Origin of the sequence: Tissierella carlieri (assembly GCF_018917285.1) — a bacterium.
Taxonomy (GTDB): domain Bacteria; phylum Bacillota; class Clostridia; order Tissierellales; family Tissierellaceae; genus Tissierella; species Tissierella carlieri.
Genome location: NZ_JAHLOH010000032.1, coordinates 20,469 through 43,961, shown reverse-complemented (window position 1 = coordinate 43,961; position 23,493 = coordinate 20,469). Strand labels below are relative to the sequence as shown.

Below are 23,493 nucleotides of genomic sequence, written 5' to 3'. Positions count from 1 at the left end.
GATTTCATCTATAACAATTACATTTATTCGAAAATAGTTCCTTTTCTAAATGGAGCAGCTTTCTTCATATTTTTCATTAGGAAATAATATAATAGCCCTGTTGGTAATAAACTTGCATACCATGATATTTGAACAAAGAATAAGGATACTATTGAACCAGCGATTATTGCTATAACTCCAGCCCAGTTGATTCCTTTAAAAGCTCCATCTGCATTATAATAATCGTTCAAGTTTAATTTTTTCTTTCTAATGATGAAGTAATCTACTACAAGTACTGCAAATATAGGTCCTAAGAATGCTGAATATATTTGAACGAATAATGACAATCCACCTGCAGATTCTGGTCTTACTAACAACCATGGGAATGTACATATAGACAAAATCCCAACTAAAATTGCAGATTTCTTATAAGATAAATGGAATGTATCCATAAGTACATAAACAGGAGGAACTATATTATTTAGTACATTTGTTGTAACTTGTGCAAATGCAACAAACATAAGTGTCATAATTGTTAGAAACTGATTATCCATAGCAGTTGAAAATACAGCCACTGGATCATTATTACCTGTAGCTCCAGAAACCATAAGTCCAATTAATCCCATAAATAATGTAGCTGGAAGAATAGATAACCAATAAAGACTTCCTGTCATAGCTGGCTTAGTTTCTCTTTTTAACTCTCTGGAATAGTCAGACCCATTTAAAATCATTGTTGAATAAATTCCTAAAAATGCAGTAGTTCCACCCCAGAATGGCAGTCCCCATGTACCTTTAATATTAGTTATAGTAGCCGCTACCTCCACTCCATATTTTGTATATACAGTATAAAACATATAACCAAGAATTCCTAATATAAAGACTACAGATATATTTTCCAACCATTTAATTCCGTGAAATCCGTTGATTGCTAGAATAACTTGTAATGCAGTGAAAAGAACAAATACTATCGGCAAATTATCAAATCCTGTTAAGGTTTTTAAGCTTACATTTATAGCTCCAGCACCTACCCAAGATTGAAATCCAAACCAAACAATTGCAGGTATTCCTCTAAGGAAACCTGGTATTTTAACTCCACGGAAACCAAAAGAACTCCTAGCTTGAACAGTAAAAGGTATCCCATATTTATGCCCTGCAGACCCTGATAATACAAGTGCTATAGCTATAACAGAACATCCAATTGCCATAGCAAGAATTGCTTGAGTTAAATTTAAAACTCCAATCAAACTAGCTCCCATGGAAAAAGTTCCTATGGAAACACATCCTCCTAAGAAAGCTGCTAGATAAGAAAGATTATCCATTATTCTTTCTTTCGTAGGTAATAGTTCTGGCTTAGCTCTGTCAATATATACTTGATCTATCTCGGTCATTTTATTCTCCATTGTAGTCATCCTATTTCCTCCATCCTAATTTTCTTTTTTCACTAATTGACCATAACCTTTTTTACCAACTACATTATTTTCTTCTGCTACAACTTCTCCTCTTAAAATAGTGCAAACTGGTAACCCTTTTCCTTTTAATCCTACAAATGCTGAGATTTTGTTAACATATTGTAGAGACTCTGGTGTAATCTCCCATTCCTTTTCTGGATCTAGAATTACTAGATCTGCATCAAAGCCTACTTCAATTGCACCTTTTCTTCCATATAATCTAAAAGCCTTAGCCGGTCCTTCACTTAATGTACGTGCTAATATGGTTGGAGAATATCCTCTCTTAACAACTCCTTCGCTAAATGTAACTTGCATTACATTTTGAATACCACTGATTCCACCCCATGCACCAAATATTCCATGAGTATCTTCATCTTTTTCTTCAAGGGCACAAGGAGAATGATCTGAACTAACACAGCTTAAAGTTCCATTATCTACATATTCCCACATCTTTTCAACAGCCTCTGCCTCTCTTAATGGTGGAGCACATTTAAACAAGCTACCATTCTTCACAACATCATCTCTATTAAAAGTTAAATAATGGCTGCAAGTCTCCCCTGTAACATCTATACCTTCTTGCTGTGCTTCTTGAATAACCTCTGCAACTGCTGGATGACTTACATGACAAATATGAACCTTTGCCCCTACTTCCTTTGCTAAATCAATAATATTTTTAGTAGCCATCACTTCAGCTATTAGAGGACGAGAGTCTAGGAAGTCTTCCCATGTTTGTTTCTCTTTTCTCTTCGCTCTTCCTTCTTCCCATTTAATAATTGAATAGTCTTCGCAATGGAATCCTGCCCTTGCATCAGCAGTTTTTAATATTTCAAGAGCCTCTCTCACTTGTCCCATAGTAAGTGAAACATAATCTGGAGATACTGGTCCAATAAAGGATTTAAATGCCACACATCCTCTTCTATCTAGCTCAACTAAGGAATTTAAATTATAGTCTACTAGACCTCCCCAAAAGCAATAATCTACATAAGCATTTGGCGAAACAGTATTGTATTTATCGTCAAAAATCTTGCCATTAGTTAATGCTGGTTCATTCTGTAAAGGCATATCTATAACAGTAGTTATTCCACCAACAGCTGCTGCCGCTGTACCATGGGCATAATCTTCTCTCCATGTATATCCAGGATCATTTAGATGAGCATGGGTATCTATGGCTCCTGGGAATACGTATTTACTATCTGCATCGATAACCTTTTTAGCTTCTATATCAGATTCTGGTGCTACTATTGCTGCTATTTTTCCATCTTTCACACAAATATCAGCCTTATAAATTCTTTGTGATGTAACCACTTGACTATTTTTTACAATTAAATCAAACATTCTCTCCCCTCTTTCTTAGAGTATTAGATAATTATTAAATATATATTTATGACTTAATAACATTATATTATTTTTAACAAAGTTAGGGTTTATCCTATATGGATAAAAAAATTTTATCGATTTATCCCATTAATTTAAAGCCAATCTTTATCAAAAATTAGATAAAGTCTTAATACTTCACTCTAAAAGAAAATAACTTTCCTTTTAACTCTAGGACTAAAAAGAAAGTTATTTTAGTATAATTTTATTTAATATTATTATTTATATGCTAAATTATATAAAGTTTCTATTAAAACTTTAATACCTTCTACCAAATCCTTTGCTTCTGTAAATTCAGCTGGATTATGGCTAATACCTTTATGGCTTGGTACAAATATTAATGCTGTTGGTATATGCTCTGCAAATATTTGAGAATCATGACCTGCTCCGCTATGCATTAGCTTATAATTTATAGCCTTTGCTTCACATTGCTCTTTTATAGTATTAACAAGATTAGAATCCATAGCCACTGGTTCTCCATCCATATAGTTATTTATACTAATTTTCAAATCCAACTTTACAGCGATATCTTTAAGTTTTTCTATTACTTCATCTGTAAACTTAATCATTACATCTTTGTTTGTATGTCTTACATCTAGTGAAAATATTACCTTGCCCGGTACAACATTTGTAGTATTTGGTACTACTTCTACTTTACCTACAGTAGCCACTAATGGATCTCCATAATTTACAGCAAGGTCCATTATTTCTGAAATCATTCTGCTTGTTCCATTCATTGCATCTCTTCTATATCCCATAGGAGTTGTGCCTGCGTGATTAGCCTCACCTTCAACTTCTATCATATATCTTTTTTGTCCCACTATATGCTCTACTATTCCTATTGATTTTTTTTCTATTTCAAGTACTCCGCCTTGCTCTATATGAAGCTCGATAAAAGCTTTTAAATCTTCTCTAATTTTACTGTTTTTAAAGTCAAAGCCTGCATTATGCATAGCCTCGATGAATCCTACTCCATCTTCGTCTTTTAACTCAGCTACTGTTTCTCTATTAACTGAACCTATTATATTTTTTGAGCCCCAAAATGTAAATGGAAACCGACTTCCTTCCTCTTCTGCCATAGCTACTACTTCTATATTTCTGATTGGTTGCCCGTAGGTATCTCTTAGATATTCCATCGCAACAATTCCACCTATTATACCTAACTGACCATCTAGTTTTCCTCCATTTACTACTGTATCTATATGAGAACCTGTCAATATGGTTTCATCCTTAAAAGTACTTCCTTCTAGTCTGGCGAAAAGATTACCTACTTCATCAGAGTAAGCTATAAATCCTTTTCCTTTTAATAGTTGTTTCAGTGCTTCCTGAGTTTGTTTCCAAACATCTGTATATAATAATCTAGTGATACCGCCCTCTGAACTCTGTCCCATTTTACTTAGCCATTCAATAAAATCAGTAGTTTCATTCTCCAGATCTAACGGCTTTATAGTATCCATTTTTGACACTTCCTTTCGTAAAAAATTTGTGAAAAATCTATCTTAATACTCTATTACTAATATATTACCTTTACTAAACTAATTCATTATCTATTGTGGATAAAAGAATTACTGAAACTTATCAAAATTATATAAAACATTAAAAGAATATCGTCCTATGGCTTACCACCATAAGACGATACTCCAAACTCCAACCTTTTATCTTAAATTCCCTAATAAAGTACCTACGCCTTTACCAACTTCGATTTCAATCCCACATCTTATTAAAGTTCTTTCAATAGCTCCCATAACTGACACTAGATAGTGTTCATCTATATTACCCATATGTCCAAATCTGAACATTTTACCTGCATAAGCTGCAAGTCCTCCTGCTACTACAGCACCTTCTTCTGCCAATATCTTTCTGAACTCTACATCATTTATCCCATCCATATACAACACATTTGATAAAGTAACTGCTCTATGTTCTTTATCTGCAAGAATAGTAAATCCCAGAGCTTCAAGAGCTGCTTGTGTAGCCTTTGCATACTTAATATGTCTTTGGTATCTATTTTCAATACCTTCTTTTTTAATTATATTTACAGATTCCTTTAAAGCCCAAATAAGGTTTACTGCTGGTGTAGCAAAGTATTTTGAAGGATCCTCCATTATTGGTATCCACTTTTCAAAGTCAATATAATAATCTGGAATCATGCCAAATGATTTTCTTCTAGCTAATGCTTTTTCACTTGCCCAAAGTATAGCTAATCCTGGGCATACTCCAAATGCTTTCTGTGACCCTGTTAAAAGAACATCTATATTCATAGAATTTAATTTCTCTGGCTCTCCTGCTGTAGCACAAACTCCATCTACAATATATAAAGTTTCTGGGAACTTCTTCATCATCTCTCCGATTTCTGCTACTGGAGCAGCAACTCCTGTTGAAGTATCTACATGAGTTACAGTCATAGCATGGTAATGTTTTTGTGACAGTTTCTTTTCAATGTCTGAAACTGGTACTATTTGTCCCCATTCAGATTGAATCACATCTACATTAATACCTCTTCTTTCACAGATTTCAATAAATCTGTTACCAAAGAATCCATGAGATACAATAAGTATATTGTCTCCAAATCTCATAGTATTAGCTATTGACATTTCCATTGACATAGTACCTGTACCAGCTATTACAAAAACTTGACCTGTTGCATCCCATAATTCCATCATATCATTTAGCAACTCTTTATAATCTTTTATAAAGTTTGGGTCACCAAAAGCAACTGTTTCCCTACCCATTTCATCTTGAATACTTCTTACTACAGGTGTTGGACCTGGTATTGCTACTAATTTTTGTACCATAACTATATACCTCCTAATATTTTATAAATTAATTGTATAGAATTAACATAATATATTCTAAATCTTCTTCTCCTGCTGATTCAATTGAGTGGGATTCACCATCTCTACAGATAGCTAAATCTCCTGGTTCAAGTATTGTTTCTACACCATTCTCATTATATAATGCCTTACCTTTTAATATAAAATATGCTTCCTGATCTCCTTCATGAGTATGATATCCAATAGAATTACCTGGCTTTATAATTGATTTCCCATAGAGCCTTCCTTTACCTAAAAAATCTTCCATCTCAAAGAAATTCACTACAGTTACATGACCTTTTCCACCTTTAAGTCCATCGATTACTTCTATATTATAATCCTTAGATCTTCTTATCATTTCTGCACCTCTCTAATTTTATTTTATATTTCATACCTAATATCATTATATATCTTAATGCTCTCTTATATTGGAAAATATAAATGGCATTAATTATCCATTAAGGATAAACAATGACAAAGAACCCCTTATCACAACCCATATGGATTATTACTCAGGGTTCTCTAAAAACCTATTGTGTATTAGAACTGGTAATTACTTTTTTACCATTAAATATATCATAATCAAGCTCTTTTTCGTCAACTGCTATTATCATGGCAACTAAGGCATCACAATCTACGTTTAATACAGTTCTAAACATCCCTGAGAACCAATCTATACCAGCTAGTAATGCAATACTTTCTGGCGGCAATCCCATTGCCGGTAGAACTGTTGCAAGAGCAACCAAACCACCACCTGGCACTACAACTGTTCCTAAACAAGCTAAAGTTGATAATACTACTATCTTAACTAATTCAGCTATTGACATTTCCATACCAAAAAATTGTGCTAACGTAACACAAGCTAATGATAGATAAAGTGATAATCCATTACTATTAAGGGCCATTCCCAGAGGATTAACTAATCTAGAAATTCTCTTACTTACTCCAAGCTTAATCTCGCTATCTTCCATTTTAGTTGGAAGAGTAATAGCAGAAGAAGTCGTAGTGAAAGCAACAACCGTCATCTTCCAAAGATGTTTAGCTAACCTCATAGGGCTAACCTTGGCATATGCAGCAGAAATGAGGATTAAGAATATCATATAAATAACGGTTCCTATAGCCATACTACCTAAAAACTTAGCTAGTGGAATAATTACTTTAACGCCTATAGATCCAGTAACCCATGCTAATAATGCAAAAATTCCAATCGGTGCAAGGTTCATTACCATTTTAACAACATTTAAAATTGCCACATTGAAATGTCTAATAAAATTGAGAACTACATTATCCTTATCCTGTTTTCCAATTACACTTAATGATAAACCAAATAAAATCGAGAATATAATTGCTTGTATCATATTTGCCTTAGCCATAGCATCGATAATATTAGTAGGGAAGAAACCTACTATCATTTCAGATAATGTTTGCTGAGAGGCAGTTATAGTTGTAGTTCCCATATCCATATTCAGTCCTGCCCCTGGTTTAACTATGTATCCGAGTCCTATGCCGAGAGCTGCTGCCAATGCAGTTAGCCCCATAAACCAAGCAAATATTTTGCCTCCTAATTTCCCAAGTTCTTTAGGGTCTAAGCTTCCCACTGCTTCAATAACTGCACCCATTATTAGAACCACCACTGACATTTGAATTAAACGAAGAAAAATATCTCCGACTACTTTTATTGGACCAATAGCTGGACCTATGATTAGCCCCGCTGCCATTCCAAGAATCATTGCAATCATAATCTTGTTTGTCATATTTAGCTTCTTCATAATATCGCCTCCCAATGTTTGTTATTTATCTAACTTTACGACACATCTCTATTCTACATCTTTATCACAGTCCATCAAGGATAAAAAGCTGTATTATTTTTATCAACAATGGATAAAGGTTTTTGCCCCAATAAATTTCATAATATATATATGATATAATTAATGTAAATTGATTGAAAGGAGAATTAATTATGGGTTATCGTAATGATTTATTAAGTAGTAGATCAATTATAAGACATGGTAGCTATGCTCTTATTACACCAGAAGGACTTGTTAATAATATTATTCCACATTTTGAAAAGTGTAGAATTAGTGTGGTTGCATCTCCAAAACTAGGTGCTAGTTTTGTTCAATATCTAATTAATATGGAAGCTGGAGGAAGAAATACTAAGGGCTTCGGAGGGGATGGTATTGAAACTTTCGTATATGTAGTAGAAGGAAGCCTAGATGTTATCGTTGATGGAACTAAATATGAGTTAACTGAAGGCGGATATGTATATACACCGCCAAGTCTCACCATGATTATTGAAAATAATTCAAAGGAAGGTACAAAATTTGTACTTTATAAGCAAAGATATATTCCTGCCGATGGTATAAAAGAACCATGGGTTGTAAGCAATAATGTTAAAAACCTAGAAGCAATATTTTATGATGATATGGAAGACGTAACTTTAATAGACTTACTACCAACAGATTTATCCTTTGATATGAATTTCCATATTTTAACCTTCCAGCCTGGTGGCTCTCATCCATTCATTGAAACTCACGTTCAAGAACATGGAGCATATTTACTGTCTGGTGAAGGTATGTATAACTTAGATAATAATTGGGTATCAGTGAAAAAAGGTGATTTCATATGGATGGGACCTTATGTACAACAAGCTACTTACGCTATAGGATATGAACCTTTTTCATATGTTTACTCTAAAGACTGTAACAGAGATCCTGAAATATAATATAACTAGATATTAACAGCATAAACTAAAGTAGCTTCCACAATGTGGAAGCTACCTTAGTTTATTATACGAAGAATCTTGAGTCCTACTTCGATTTCAAGCATATTTGCCCTGTTCTCTATATCTAAATTAGTTAATTCCTTTATTCTATTTAGTCTATATAATACCGTTTTATAATGAACAAATAATTCTTCAGCAGTTTTTACTGCATTTAGATTGCAGTGTAAATACTTTTCCAAAGTATCTATAAGTTCATTATTCTTATCTTTATCATACTCTTTAAGTATCCATAAAGATGGATGAACAAATTTCTTCAAATCATCCCTATTTTCATATCTGCATAAAAGCTTATATATTCCTAATTCTTCAAAGGTAGTGATGAAATCCTTTCCAAATATCCTATATCCAAAATTTACTGCATCCTTAGCCTCAGAATAAGACTTACCTATTTCTAAAGGATTTTCTGCTAATCCACCAATTCCTATGGATACCTCAATATTTCCTATTTCATCTGAGATTACTCTTTTGAGTTCCTGTCCAAATTCTTTAATTGCATTATATGAACTTCTTAAATTAGCTCCTTTTTCTATAGGCCACAACATTATTATATAATCACCTTTATTTATAGAGATATAATCTGTAGTATAATAATAAGATACTCTATCTATACGTTTTTTTATTTTATCCATCAATAGATGTAATCCTTCAGTTAAGTTTTTCTTATTATTAATATATTTTTCATATTGACTAATATTTAAGAGAGTGACTATAAATGATCTTTTTAAATTCCAGCCAAATAAATTGCCTCTATCATAGATGCTTTGTATAGAATCTATTCTTTCATTTATCAAATCATCCATTAAATCACCTTTATATTTTAGCTCAACTTCTGTGACTGCTACATCTTTTAACATCTCCAATTTCAATGTAGTTGCAGCACTCTCTAAGGCAATAAAGTCTAATTCCTCCATTATTCTGTTTTTCTCAAGTACACCTAAATATCCTCTTATTTCATTTAACACTTGAATCGGCTCTATTATCATAGTATATATAGTATCATTTGTATTTGGTATTTTCATCTTTAATCCATAAACCGGATAATCCTTTTCTACTAAGCCCTTAATATTATCATCAATTATATCTATATCTTTATATTTAGGATCATTCCAAGCTATTGGAGTTAATTCATTGTTTAATATTATTACTGGATTTTCAACTAAATCTCCAAGGGTTTCTGCAACAGCTGATATCCCCTTCATTTTAAGTGATAGCTTGGTAAATTTTTCGTGGCAATCCTTATAATAATTTAATCTATTGACCTGATCATTAAATATTTCTCCCATGACTGGGTAAGTAATATCAATATATTTTGTATCTCCTGATATTTCAATGATTGGAAAATCTAGTTGATTTCCTAAATCTATTATTTCATCAGGTATAGTAGTTAAAAATCTAGAGGTTTTTATTATTAATGCAGCGGCTTTTTTTTCTGCCAATTCTGTCACTAAGATTTTTTGTGCCTCGATATTTTTGTCAATTGAGTAAAAGCTAGATAAGAGAAGTTCTCCACCTTTAATCCAGTTAGCTATATCTGGCCTCTCTATTATTGTAATACCTTCTACATAAGTATTCTTATTCTCGACTGTTCCTGCCACTAATTTTGCATTCTTAAAACAAGGCATCTTCATTAATCTGCTAAGTAGTATGCCCATGACGCACCTCTCTTTAATCTAATAATCTCTTAATTGTATTATAAGTTATATTAGTCATATTTTCAAAAGTATATCTCATATGAAGTCTTTCTGTTATTTTATGTCCATCTTTTCCATAGGTCCCAATATTAACTACTGGCACATCTACCTCCAATATTTCATCTATAGGATGATTGTATTTAGATCCCCAAGCAGGCATATTGTTTTCCAGCACCTTGAGACTTTCTCTACTATCACTCATCCCCATAAAACTCATATCTGAAATAAATGGATAGAACATTTTTGTTACTATAGGTTTATCAGAGTAGTCTTGTACAAATTTTATAGATTCTTCTACAGAAGACATTAGAGCCTTTTCCCTTAGGCTTTCTCCCAGCATCTCTATTCTAGCACAAAATGTTGATGAGAAATAAATTATTATTGCAGGAGATTTATCTACTGCCCATTTCCAAGCTTCCTCTACTACTGTTACGCTGAATTTTCTTAAATCCATAGCTGGATTTTTTTCATTTAATTCCTTAGCAAAATTATGAATATATATTTTAAATCTATCTCCATGTATAGTAGCTAATTCATTATAAAACTCATCCCAAGTATATACTCTAGTCTCCCAAGGCAGCTCTGTATATACATGCCCTCCTATTTCACAGAATCTCTTGTATGAATGGTTTAAATACTCAATAACATTATCAAAAGCTTCTACAGCCTTTCCCTTAACCTTGTTCATTACGTCTTCAGGACTCATTCTGTGTACAAAGAAATTATAATATGAATAAGCAGAAATTGCTGTTTGAACCGTATAGATATCTTTGAAGTCAGACTGTTTCAATGATATAGGAGGAATAGTAACTTCTCCCCCTGCTTCATCACATAAATCTGGGTTTAAATCCATTAATCTAGTTATCTCAGCTACTATTAAATTAGGATCTAGACCTCCAAATGCTTGTCCTACATGAGTTTCTTTTCCCGTAACATAAAAGGATGGTAACATTTTACCTATGGTCCCGTAATATACATATCTATTTTCATCTTTTTCATGGTATGGCGTAGAATAATCCGCATTTATAGCTGATATATATTCTAGATTATATTTTTCCTTCCATTCCTTCAATATCTTCAGGCATGATATTGCACCATGAGAGTTATCTTCCTCATCACACTCCGCCATGGCTATAATATTTCCATCCAATTCTTCTGGATGTTCAGAAAAATATTTGATTAGATACATATGAGAAGCTACCCCAGCTTTCATATCTAATCCACCTCTGCCAAACATATACTCACCAGAATCTATATCCTTGTTTACATCATCACCTAGATTCAGCTTTTTCAATAGTTCTGGCAATATATCCGGGTTAAATGCATGCTCCTTTATTGAGCCAAAATCATCTACACCTACTGTATCAAAATGTCCCATAAGTAATAGAGTCCTTCTAGATTCTCCCTTTGTTCCTCTTACCATTGCTATTACATTATATCTTTCAATCTCATCATTTTCTGTTTGCTGCATAAGTAGATACTCTGGATTATCTTTAAAATATGATAACTCGTCATAAAATTCCATTATCTTTTTTGCACACTCTTTTTCACCAGAAGTTTTAACTATACTAGGCACTCTGATAAGATCTTCCGTTATCTTTTTCACTTCATCATAACAGCTCAAATACATTAAATATCCCTCCTTATTTAGTTCCAAACAATATCTTTCTTATTGCCCCACCTGTAATATTTATATTTTTACTTATTTCATCTGTCGTATATCCATGTCGTAATGCCTCATAAGCATACTCCTGCTTATATTTCACCAAATATCTTTTTCTGGAACCCTCCTTAATTAATTCGTAATCTGACCCTATTTTACAAACTGATTTTAATATGTCATCAAGAGAAATTGTTTTTTGGAACTTATTCTCTTTATTTAATGCTTCCTTAAATTCTCCATTACCTATAAATTCTGCCTGTTCAAATTCTTCTTTTAGTATTTTATAATCCTCTGGAGGTTCATCCATCAATTCCTCATACTTTTTTATGGCTTGCAGCCTATCTACTGAAAACATCTCTAATAATTCTTCAATATTTATTAAATTACCTACATTCATTCTATAAAACACATCTGAACTCCATTTATACTTAGTCATGGAGTTACAGATACTAGCATATACTGGGTTATTATGTATATATCTTATTAATCTTATAAGATATGACTCATTTTGAACTAAAATGCTCCTATATCTCCCTTCAAATGGAGAGCCCGTTCTTCCTTTTTTCTTATTATAATATTTAGCATATCTAGTATTTATTCTATGCATTATCCGACTTATAGAAATGTTGTGGGTTTTTATGACAAAATGATAGTGATTGTCCATTATAGTATAAGCTAATAAGTAAAAATCAAATATCTCTTTTATTTCACCTATAATCTTCAATAGTTCTATTTTATCTTCATTTTCCTCAAAAATAAAAGCCTTATTATTTCCTCTATGAATAATATGATATATTGCACCGTAATATTCTATCCTCGGCTTTCTCCCCACAATACTCCCTCCTACAATAATATTATATTATATATTCAACAAAAATTTCTAAAATCCTCTATTTTTATTAATAAAATTTAAAATAAGTAACAAAAACGGTGCCTGGCACCGTTTTTGTTACTTATTATCTTTATAAACTATTTTTTAAGGAACTAATATTACTTGATTTGGGAAGATTAGGTGTGGATTTTTTAAATTATTGTATTCTGCTAACTTTTCCCAAGTAGTATTAAATTGTTTAGCTATTTTCCATAAAACATCTCCAGCTTTTACTACATATTTTTGTGGAGCTAAAACTGGTTTTACTTCTGGCTGTGGTGCTGGCTCTGGAGTTGGTACTGGTGCAGGAGCTGGTGTCTCCACTGCTGGCACTTCTGGAGTAGGAGCTGGCTCTTCTACTACTGGAGCTTCTGCTGCTACTTCTGCTAAATAGTCTACTTCTACTGGTGTAATTACTTTAGCTTCTTTTATAGCTTCTACTAATACATCTCTAATCGGTATATAAGTATTTACTATATTCTTAGCCTTTGAGAAATCATATTTATCTCCACCTGTTATAAGGAAGTCATTTGTAACTACTGTGTAATATGCTTCCATATCAATAGGTGTACCATCTTCAAGACTAATCTTTGTAATTCTATTTTCGAATTCTGCATTTTTATCAAATTCTACTATAAGACCTGCAAATTGTCCGTTTCCTACTTCTGGATTATATATACCATGATCTATAGCTTTCTTTAAATCTGCCCCTGTCATTTCTAAAGTTACTAATTCATTATCAAATGGCATAATTTCATACATATCTCCCATTGTGATAGCACCTTTTTCTAGAGTTCTTCTAAGTCCTCCACCATTTTGGATAGCTACTTGAACTCCAGCTTTTTCCTTCATAACTTCTGATGACCATCTTCCTAATAAAGTAACATTATCTTCTTTACTATTATGTGTGAAAGCTTCTGCTGCTTCACCAATTACTTCACCTAATATTGGTCCAGCTTCTAATTCAAATTTTTCAAATAACTTTTGTCCTTCTGGGTCTGCTACAATATCAGCAGCCTTACTAGCTAAGTCGTCATATTTCGGCTCTATGCCTACTACTTTATTATCTTTATCTAATTCTATAGATAGTATTGCAAGTCCACGACCATTTTTATATCCTTGTACCACTGGAACATCTTTTACCTTACCTGCTACAGTTAGATGGCTATGACCAGAAATTATTCCATCTATTCCTTCTATATCGGCAAGTTTTGTTGCATTTCCTGTAATTTCTTTAGTTTCTTTATCTTGTGCAGAGTCAAGATGTGTAAGAGCTATTATAACGTCTGGTGTACCTTCTTCCGCCTTACCTTCTTGTAAATATTTAACCCAAGTCTTTGCTGCTTCTACTGGGTCAGTAAATTCTAATCCTTCTACATGCTCAGCTTTTGTAAGAGTGCTTGTATCTGGGTGAGCTAACCCTAAGAATGCTATTTTGATATTACCTTTTTCCACAATTTTATAAGGTTTTGCCCACTCTACTGGCTTACCAGTTTTTTTATCTACAATATTAGTAGCTAAAAAATCAAAGCCTCCGTCTTCTGCCCAACCCTTCATATGTTCTGCTCCCCAATCAAGCTCATGGTTACCTACTGCTGAAGCAACTACTCCCATAGCCTTCATCATAGCAGATACAGGAGCACCATAAGTAAGATTTGATATAGCTGTACCTTGATAGAGATCCCCAGCAGATACAAATACTGTATTAGGATTTTGCTCTAAAAGTTTTTTGGAGTAACCTATCATTTTGGCCATACCAATATCTTTACCTAAATCCTTTACATTACCATGAAAATCGTTAAAGGAAACAATGTCCACAGTTACCTTTGCTATTTCTTCAGCAAATGCTGCTGGTGCTGCTCCCATCATTATACCTAATACTAGGGCTAATGATAAAAACAAGCTAACGATTCTTTTGTTTCTAAACTTCATACATAAACCCCCTTAAATTTTACTTAGTGTAATCATACCCATTACACTTTATATATAACTTATTCTACATACTTTTCGTAAATCCTCCTTGTTTTTGAAATTTTATCCAAAATATCAAAAATAATTCTTTTTTAACAACTTTATGTTTTAACTTAATAGTTGTTGGTATAATATATATAAATAAAATTATATAATTGAACATAATAAAGGCAAACCCACCGAAAGGTGGGGACGCAAAGCTTGAAGTCTAATACCATATGGTAATGATTGTTCAGCTGCTATGTTAGTAAAACATAGCAGCTTTCTGCATTTTTGGACAGCTATAGAAATATTACTATAATAATAGTTTTTGTTTCAATTTTATAGCATAGAAGGGGATTCAGCATACTATAGCTATAATAATTATATTTCCATATTTATGAAAGGAGTGAAAAAAATGAAGAAATACAGTAAATTGTTCATCGTTTTCTTACTGGTACTAAGTTTAGCAGTATCAATAATACCAAATATCAGCTTTGCTGATTCTGGAACTGACTACCCAGGAAATGACTCAGGTTTTGATTTCAAAATTGATCCACCAGAAAGTACAATAATCTATTTTGATAAGGATGGAAATAAAATCCATGACACTAACTCCATATATTGGATAGAATTCACTTTATCAGATGATGGAAAGTATTTAAGCTTTGAGGCTAACAATGTATCGATTGATGCTTTAGCAGTGAAGGGTGGAAATGGTTATAGACTATATGAAAATTTAGGCAGCAGCAGATCTGGTTTTAGATCCCCAGATAATAATGGAGGTAATATACCAGAAATATCCCATTACTCTTTTAACATTATTATAGACATACCAGAAGAACCATGGATAGGCAAAGTTAAGGTAATCAAGACAGTTACAGATCCAAATAATATTCAATCACCAGAAGGTATAAGTTTCACCCTTATAGGACCAAACGGATATGAAAAAACCAAAGAAACTGATGATGAAGGAATCATTGAGTTTACAGAATTAGAAGAAGGTCAATACACCTTAACAGAGGATATTCCAGATGGATATTTAAGTAGTATCGGCAATGGAAAAACAATAATTCTTCCCGATGATGCCGATGAGGATTATATAGCTGAAATTGAAGTAGAAAACAGAAAAATTCCTGATGAATCAGATCCAAAAGGTAAAATAACTATTAAAAAACTTGTTATAGATCCTGAAGATAATATTATAGAAGATGGAACTGAGTTTGAATTTGAGATATATATCCTTAATGAATCAGAAGCATGGACATTATTAGATACTGTTACAATAGTAGGTAACAGCTCGGTAACAGTGGATGGCTTGAATCCTGGTGAATATATGATTAAAGAAATTGATATCCCTAATGGATACACTTTAACATCAGATAATAATTTAGAAGTTTCTATATTAGAAGATGTAGAAGCTAATGTAGATTTTACTAACCAAAAGGATAATGAAACTCCTCCAAAATGGAAAGGAACAATAGAAGTAATTAAAAATGTAGTAGATACAAGAAATGCTACACCAGGTTTAAGTGGATTTGCCTTCAGACTTTACAAGACAAATGAATCTATAGAAGAGTTCATATCCGAGCAGACAACTGGATCAACGGGAATTGTCTTCTTCTCTGATCTGGGGGAAGGTTTCTATAAACTATATGAATTAGATAGAGCTGGATATATTAAAGGAATGAGTAATTCTGGACTTTCATTAGTATTGAATAGAGAAACTACTAATGAAGATAGGCTACTCAAAGTGAATATTACAAATATAGCAGATTATCCAGAAGAAGATGACGACGATGACGATAATCCACCACCGGATGAAGATGATGATACTCCCCCGCCAGATGAAGAGGAAACTATAGAAGAGGAAATTCCTGAAGCTATACCTAAAACACCTGAAGAAGAAGTAATTATTGAAGAAGAAATTCCTGAAGCTGCACCTGAAATAAAAATAGAATCAGAAGAAATCCTTCCTGAAGAGGAAATAGAAATTGTAGAATCAGTTCCATTAGCAGCACCATCTCTACCTGCAACAGGAACAACATCAGAGTATATTTTTTATGGATTTGGTGGTCTATTGTTAGCTATAGGTCAATTTATAAGAAGAAAAAAATAAGATAAGTTAAGGAGCTAGGTAAAACTACCTAGCTCCTCCCTATTAAAACTTAACCTGAGAAACTATTTCTTCTAACTTATCAGATATATCTTTATTCTTCTCAATTATTCCACTTATATCATTTATTGCCTCTACAATATTCATATTCTTCTCAGCAATATTTGTAGTGGCTACAGTTGACTCTTCTACAGTAATAGAGACTTCCTTAATAGCTATAGATATTTCATTTACAGTTGCTGCAAGTTCTTCTGCTGTTGCACTAAGATCTGAGATTATATTATTTAAGTGAGATCCATCTTCCCTATATTGACTTACTGCATCTACCATTAACTCATAATCCTTAGTTACATCTTTTTCTAAGAAATCCATTACAAGGGATATCCTTTCTATCAACTCTCCTACTGATTTTGTTATACTTTCTGTTACAGTTTGTATCTCACCTACTGTTGAATTAGAGTTCTCAGCTAATTTTCTTATTTCATCTGCTACTACTGCAAATCCCCTTCCTGATTCTCCAGCCCTTGCTGCCTCTATAGCTGCATTTAAGGATAAAAGGGATGTCTGCTCTGATATCTGTAGTATTGCATTTGACAATACATTTATTTTCTCTACTTCTTTAGATGAAACTATAGCCTTTTCTATTTCTTCTCTTGCATTAGAATATATCTCCATTGATTTATCCTTGGCATTAATGAATTGATGACTTAGCTTATCTGCCTTCACACTTATTTCATTAGATGTATTTGCACCTTCTTCTACTTTCTGAGCAAAATCTGATAATGCTCTTTCTATCTCCTGTGATGATTCATTGATAGATATAGTGGTAGCAGATGTTTCTTCCATTCCTGCAGATAATTCTTCTGTTGTAGCTGAAGTATCCTCTGCTTGTCCTAATAAGTAATGAACCTTTTCTAAGGTTTGTTCATTAACCTCATGATTTATCCTAATAGATCCATCCATATCTTTCATAAATGCCCTCAATTTTTGTATAATAAGATTAAAGGATTGATACATTTGTCCCATTTCATCTTTTCTTTTTAAGTCTTTTTCTTCAATCTCTTGAGATAGATTCAGATTGGATATATCCTCAGCAATTTCAACAGATTCTCTAATAGGCTTGGTTATAGTACTTGCCATATATAAAACTAATATAATAGATATTATAATTACAGATATTGCAGCTAATATAGTAAGTAAAATAACGCGATTAATACTGCCCATTACACTGTCTTGCGTTATAGCAACTCCTACTGTCCAATTTGATTCTTCTATATCTCCATAGAAAAAGAGTCTATCTACACCATCAAAATCCCTTATAGCCCTGTCTTTGATTTTAATTCCCGTTTTTCCTATAATATCTGCCATTTTCCCTTCTAATAGCTCATCTATCTTCTTGAAGCTGCCATCTTTATTGGGTTTAAATTCATCATTTAAATGAGTAAGTACATTTCCTTTATCATCTAATAAAAAAGCATAGGACCCATTTCCATAGTCAGCTGAAGCAATGAAATCTACTAGATAGTTAATAGATATATCTGTTCCCATTACACCCTTCATTCCACTACTAGTTTTAAACTGTTTAGAAACAGTAATTACCATATCGCCAGTTATAGCATCTATATAGGGTTCAGTGATGTAAAAATCCTGAGTTTCCATGGCACCTGTATACCAAGGTCTAGTTGTCCCATCAAAATCTGGTGATACACTTACACCAATGGGAAAATAAGTTTCTTTGTTACTATAAGTTATATAATAGGTATTGCCCGGATTATCAGCTGTTATTTTTGTCACAACTCCCCTCATATAATCCGCCTCATGATTATCATTGTATAAAATCAAATTCAATATAGATCCTAAAGTATTTTTTTGTAAAGCTATCCAACCATCAACTTCTTGTGCCGTATGGTGTGCTTCTAATATAACATTTTCATTAATTTCCTCTTCAAGTTTTTTTATAGATACTGAATAGTTAATAATTGAAATAAGTAAAATTGAGATAATACAAATTGATGTTGTAAACATTAGTAGCTTCCCTTTTAATTTCATAGACTATCTCTCCCTTAATTTAATTTTAAATATATATACCCTATATATCGGTTTATATGCTTTAATAGTTTATCAAGATACCTTGTGATGTTTTTCATAAATAAACTTCTAGCAAATCATCGAGAAAGCCTTTTCTTAAAACTCTAGGTCAAGTTCCAATTAAAATAGACTAGGATTTTTCTTATGAACCATAAAAAACTAAGCTAAATCACATGGATCTAGCTTAGTTAAATATCCTTATTTGTATTAAGGAATCAATATTACTTGATTTGGGAAGATTAAATGTGGATTTTTTAAATTATTGTATTCTGCTAACTTTTCCCAAGTGGTATTAAATTGTTTAGCTATTTTCCATAAAACATCTCCAGCTTTTACTACATATTTTTGTGGAGCTAAAACTGGTTTTACTTCTGGCTGTGGTACTGGTGCAGGAGCTGGTGTCTCTACTGCTGGTACTTCTGGAGTAGGAACTGGCTCTTCTGCTGGAGTTTCTTCAGTAGACTCTTCTATTTTAATATTATTAGCCTTTAATACTTCTTCTGGAATAAGTCCTGCATTTATCATTTCTATGGCATTAATAGCCTTAACATTTATAGTCCTTCCATCCTCTGATTTAGGAATCTCAATCTTGCCTTCTTTAACCTGTTCAATAATATAATCCCTTAATGGATGGTTGAAATCTACCCCTATAACCTCCCAGTTATTATCTACTATGGGTACTATAGTTTTATTCTCAGCTATATAATCAGCAATGTAGGATCTAAGAGACTTTGGATCTGATTCAAAATATGGCTCCCCTTTAATAATTCCCATGTTCTTTAATCCACCATATCTATAATTATTTATTGCTAATTTTAGAGTATCAGTATCTTTTACTAATTCGTCTTTAAATTTTAAATCTACAATTCTTTCACCCTCAGGTTTAGATAAATCTATCTTATAATCTACTCCCTGGAACATATCATAATTATATACTCTAATATTAGGATTAAAGCTTATGTTAATATCTCCAGGAATAAAGGTGTTATAATATGCAGCTGACCATTCCATATAGGCCTTTAATTCAGCTCCTGTAACTTCCACTCCTACTAAAGTATTTGGATATTTATATATCTCAAATATACTAGCATAGGTTAAATCTCCAGCCCTTAAATTAGATCCTGATGCAAATAATGCTGCTCCAGCAACATCTGCACCTGTTGCCTTAAGTTGCACATTATTGATAAGGTCAATCAATCCTGTGTCTCTAAGTTGAGCTTCCGGAATACCTGGAATTTCTGATGCTGGGGCAAAGTTTTCACTAGCTGTTCCAATTACTTTTGTTAAGAATTCTAATGTCTTATTATGATATTCCTTTGCATATTCTTTTAATTCTTTAGACGCTTCATACTCTTTCACTTCAATAATATCAACTGTACTATCTCCAATTATCCATTTATCATCTTTTTTTGTTAGTTCAAAATCAAATCTAACAACCTGTCTGCCTTCATTTCTAGCCGCCCCTACTAAAGTATTTCCTACTTTTTGCTTTTCCGTTACATGAGCATGTCCTGTTAATACAGCTGCTACTTTAGGGAATTTAGCTATGATCTCGTCTGCTCCGTCTCCTCCATATTCGGCAGTATATCCCATATGAGTAGATAGGATTATTAAATCTGCCCCTTCCTCTTTCATCTCTTTAATATGTTTTTCTGCTGATTCTAATGGTGATGCAAATTTTAACTCCTCTACCTTAGGTCCATCCCATCTTGGGATATTTGGATTTGTAAGTCCTAAAATTCCAACTTTTACTCCTGCTACTTCTTTAATTATATATGGCTTAGCTAAATATGAGTTATCAGCTTTATAATTTGCATTTGCAGCCAAGATTGGAAATTCTGCTTCCTCTTGAATTTTTTTAACCATTTCTAATCCAAAATTAAACTCGTGATTTCCTAATGTCATAGAATCATACTTCATAAAATTCATTACATCAATTACTGGATGCTTTAATTCTAGGTTAAAATTATACAAATCATCAGATAGTATAGTACCTTGAATAGTATCACCGTTGTCTATAAGGATTGTATTTGGATTTTCTTCTCTTACCTTTTCAACAATAGAATAAACCTTAGCCATTCCAAAGTCTTCTGTTTCCTTACCATCCTCATAGGACCAGTTATAAATATTAGCATGTAGGTCCGTGGTTCCTAAAACTGTAATCTTGATAGTCTCAGTATCAGCAAATGCAGTTGATGGAATAATAATACCCAATACCATAAATAATGCTAATAATAGACTATAGATTTTTTTGCTCCTTAAAAACATAGGTCTACCTCCTTAGATTTATTTAGTTATATAATATATTCTATATAGAATTTAATAATCCTTCTTTTTTTCCAAAATTTTCTCACAATTGATAATAGATATATTTTTCGTTGTCAACTCAGCATCTATATATATTAGAGACTAACAATAAAATAGGATGAAATGCAGGGCACGAATAATCCACATTGCCTATATCTGATGAACCTCCTGCTTCAATATTAAATAACTACACTTTTTGGTCCCAATTCCAGCTAATTTATACATTAAGGATTAAAGTCCATCAAAAGTGTAGTTATTTAGTTTATCTAGGGATTATTCTAAAACTTAACCTGAGAAACTATTTCTTCTAATTTATCAGATATCTCCTTATTCTTCTCAATTATTCCGCTTATATCATTTATTGCCTCTACAATATTCATATTCTTCTCAGCAATATTTGTAGTGGCGACAGTAGATTCCTCTACAGTAATAGAGATTTCTTTAATAGCTAAAGACATTTCATTTACAGTTGCTGCAAGTTCTTCTGCTGTTGCACTAAGATCTGAGATTATATTATTTAGGTGAGATCCATCTTCCCTATATTGACCTACTGCATCTACCATTAACTCATAATCCTTAGTTACATCTTTTTCTAAGAAATCCATTACAAGGGATATTCTTTCTATCAATTCTCCTACTGATTTTGTTATACTTTCTGTTACAGTTTGTATCTCACCCACTGTTGAATTAGAATTTTCAGCTAATTTTCTTATTTCATCTGCTACTACTGCAAATCCCCTTCCTGATTCTCCAGCCCTTGCTGCCTCTATAGCCGCATTTAAGGATAAAAGAGATGTCTGCTCTGATATCTGTAGTATTGCATTTGACAATACATTTATTTTTTCTACTTCTTTGGATGAAACTATGGCCTTTGCTATCTCTTCTCTTGCATTAGAATATATCTCCATTGACTTATCCTTAGCATTAATGAACTGATGACTTAGCTTATCTGCCTTTACACTTATTTCATTAGATGTATTCGCACCTTCCTCTACTTTTTGAGCAAAGTCTGATAATGCCTTTTCTATTTCCTGTGATGATTCATTGATAGATATTGTGGTAGCAGATGTTTCTTCCATACCTGCTGATAATTCTTCTGTTGTAGCTGAAGTATCTTCTGCTTGTCCTAATAAGTAATGAATCTTTTCTAATGTTTGTTCATTAACCTCATGATTTATCCTAATAGATCCATCCATATCTTTCATAAATATTTTTAACTTTCTGATGGTATTATCAAATGACTGATACATTTGTCCTATCTCATCTTTACGTTTCAGCTTTATTTCTTCTATACCAGTAGATAAATTTAAGTTACTTATTTCTTCAGCAATTTGCGATGAATTAATGATTGGTTTAGATATAGAACTGCCCACAGTTAAGGATAGAATACTCGTTGCCACAAGTAACAGCACAACAGTAATTAAAGTTAAATTAATGGCATGTGAAACCACCTTTAAAGTTTCCTTCTCTGATACTGCCAATCCAACCATCCAGCTAGATTCTTCGATTTCATCGAAAAAGCAAAATCTTCTGATATTATCGAAATCAGTGATTCTCTTCTCTCTTAAGGACAATTCCTTGTTTCCCATTATATCTATAAGTTTGCCACCTAATATATCTTTTATATTTATATACCCTTTATCTGCTGTTGGCTTATATTCTTCATTTAAATGAGTTATAATATTTCCTTCATCATCCATTAAAAAAGCATAGGAATCTTTCCCTAGTTCTACATTTGACACTACTTCTACTAAATAGTCTATTGCAATATCAGATCCCACAACGCCTATTACCCTGCCGCTCTTTTTAATTGCCTTTGATACTGTTATGACCATATCTCCGGTTCTAGCATCAATATCTGGCTTTGATATATATATTCCATCCATTCCAATTGCTTCCTTATACCACGTTCTTTGAGTTGCATCATAATCTGCTGGTGGTATCCATCCAGAACCTGATATGAATCTTTTATCTGGCAATCCAATATAATATGCATTTCCTAGATTATTTTCAGTTTGACTTTCTAGAAACCTATACAAATACTCTTGCTCATAGTTATTGTTATACAATATACTATTAAGCGTTTCATCCAGAGAATCTTTTTGTATTGCTATCCATTGATTTAGCTTTTGAGTAGTTAATGCTGCTATGCTGTTAGTATTAGAATTAACTACCTTTTCTAGCTCTCTGATGGAAACTGCATAATTTATTATAGATACAGAAATTATGCTAATAATAGAAATCATTAAAGTGAATAGAATTAATTTAGTTTTAATTTTCATTTTATCTTTCCTTTCTCTCTTATGATATAAGGTATATTCGACATCAATCCTCAAAATCCTCTTTATTTTTAGAAAAATTTGCAAATAATTATAAATCATACTAAATGACTAGATTTTTAATTTCGA

Annotated in this window: 15 protein-coding genes and 1 riboswitch; of the genes, 2 read left to right on the top strand and 13 right to left on the bottom strand. The window is 32.5% G+C overall.

The features are described 5' to 3' along the window. Window positions 1–23 precede the first annotated feature (23 nt). From KQI38_RS09940 to KQI38_RS09915, 6 genes are all read right to left on the bottom strand, one after another. A complete protein-coding gene (locus tag KQI38_RS09940) occupies window positions 24–1,388 on the bottom strand; it encodes an NCS1 family transporter (protein WP_094899557.1) in 1,365 nt (454 codons plus the stop codon). 15 nt (window positions 1,389–1,403) lie between these two features. Continuing rightward, on the bottom strand, window positions 1,404–2,762 hold the full coding sequence (allB, locus tag KQI38_RS09935) for an allantoinase AllB (RefSeq protein ID WP_216558918.1): 1,359 nt from the start codon (window positions 2,760–2,762) through the stop codon (window positions 1,404–1,406). Window positions 2,763–3,019: 257 nt separating this feature from the next. After that, the gene (allC, locus tag KQI38_RS09930; RefSeq protein ID WP_216558914.1) at window positions 3,020–4,258 is read right to left on the bottom strand and encodes an allantoate deiminase; all 1,239 of its coding nucleotides are present in this window, start codon (window positions 4,256–4,258) and stop codon (window positions 3,020–3,022) included. A gap of 198 nt (window positions 4,259–4,456) precedes the next feature. Next, window positions 4,457–5,596 (bottom strand): pyridoxal-phosphate-dependent aminotransferase family protein, encoded by a 1,140-nt coding sequence (locus KQI38_RS09925; RefSeq protein ID WP_216558911.1) that lies wholly within the window; start codon window positions 5,594–5,596, stop codon window positions 4,457–4,459. 28 nt (window positions 5,597–5,624) lie between these two features. Continuing rightward, window positions 5,625–5,972, bottom strand: coding sequence for a cupin domain-containing protein (locus KQI38_RS09920; protein WP_094899553.1), 348 nt, complete (start codon window positions 5,970–5,972; stop codon window positions 5,625–5,627). A 172-nt stretch (window positions 5,973–6,144) separates the two neighbouring features. Beyond that, window positions 6,145–7,383: a dicarboxylate/amino acid:cation symporter gene (locus KQI38_RS09915; RefSeq protein ID WP_216558908.1), complete on the bottom strand. Its 1,239-nt coding sequence runs from the start codon at window positions 7,381–7,383 to the stop codon at window positions 6,145–6,147. Between the two features lie 191 nt (window positions 7,384–7,574). Between KQI38_RS09915 and allE the strand changes: the two genes are divergently transcribed. Beyond that, a complete protein-coding gene (allE, locus tag KQI38_RS09910) occupies window positions 7,575–8,339 on the top strand; it encodes a (S)-ureidoglycine aminohydrolase (RefSeq protein WP_216558905.1) in 765 nt (254 codons plus the stop codon). 56 nt (window positions 8,340–8,395) lie between these two features. Here allE and KQI38_RS09905 read toward each other — a convergent pair whose 3' ends face one another. From KQI38_RS09905 to KQI38_RS09890, 4 genes are all read right to left on the bottom strand, one after another. Further along, window positions 8,396–10,051, bottom strand: coding sequence for a PucR family transcriptional regulator (locus tag KQI38_RS09905; protein WP_094899550.1), 1,656 nt, complete (start codon window positions 10,049–10,051; stop codon window positions 8,396–8,398). 13 nt (window positions 10,052–10,064) lie between these two features. After that, window positions 10,065–11,720 (bottom strand): M20/M25/M40 family metallo-hydrolase, encoded by a 1,656-nt coding sequence (locus tag KQI38_RS09900; RefSeq protein WP_246565749.1) that lies wholly within the window; start codon window positions 11,718–11,720, stop codon window positions 10,065–10,067. A 13-nt stretch (window positions 11,721–11,733) separates the two neighbouring features. Then, complete coding sequence (locus tag KQI38_RS09895) at window positions 11,734–12,585, bottom strand: transposase (protein WP_158220004.1); 852 nt, start codon at window positions 12,583–12,585, stop codon at window positions 11,734–11,736. A gap of 144 nt (window positions 12,586–12,729) precedes the next feature. Then, complete coding sequence (locus KQI38_RS09890; protein ID WP_216558902.1) at window positions 12,730–14,556, bottom strand: 5'-nucleotidase C-terminal domain-containing protein; 1,827 nt, start codon at window positions 14,554–14,556, stop codon at window positions 12,730–12,732. Window positions 14,557–14,754: 198 nt separating this feature from the next. Next, window positions 14,755–14,839: riboswitch (cyclic di-GMP riboswitch) on the top strand. A 153-nt stretch (window positions 14,840–14,992) separates the two neighbouring features. On the opposite strand from KQI38_RS09890, the gene KQI38_RS09885 reads away from it, so the two are divergent. Next, a complete protein-coding gene (locus tag KQI38_RS09885) occupies window positions 14,993–16,693 on the top strand; it encodes an MSCRAMM family protein (protein ID WP_216558899.1) in 1,701 nt (566 codons plus the stop codon). A gap of 42 nt (window positions 16,694–16,735) precedes the next feature. Here KQI38_RS09885 and KQI38_RS09880 read toward each other — a convergent pair whose 3' ends face one another. The 3 genes from KQI38_RS09880 to KQI38_RS09870 all read right to left on the bottom strand — a co-directional run bounded on the left by KQI38_RS09880 (window position 16,736) and on the right by KQI38_RS09870 (window position 23,367). Then, a complete protein-coding gene (locus KQI38_RS09880) occupies window positions 16,736–18,739 on the bottom strand; it encodes a methyl-accepting chemotaxis protein (RefSeq protein ID WP_216558896.1) in 2,004 nt (667 codons plus the stop codon). A 246-nt stretch (window positions 18,740–18,985) separates the two neighbouring features. Beyond that, on the bottom strand, window positions 18,986–21,046 hold the full coding sequence (locus tag KQI38_RS09875) for a 5'-nucleotidase C-terminal domain-containing protein (RefSeq protein WP_216558893.1): 2,061 nt from the start codon (window positions 21,044–21,046) through the stop codon (window positions 18,986–18,988). Window positions 21,047–21,363: 317 nt separating this feature from the next. After that, window positions 21,364–23,367 carry a methyl-accepting chemotaxis protein gene (locus tag KQI38_RS09870; protein ID WP_216558890.1) on the bottom strand — a complete coding sequence of 668 codons (2,004 nt, stop codon included), beginning with the start codon at window positions 23,365–23,367 and terminating at the stop codon, window positions 21,364–21,366. Between the last annotated feature and the right edge of the window lie 126 nt (window positions 23,368–23,493).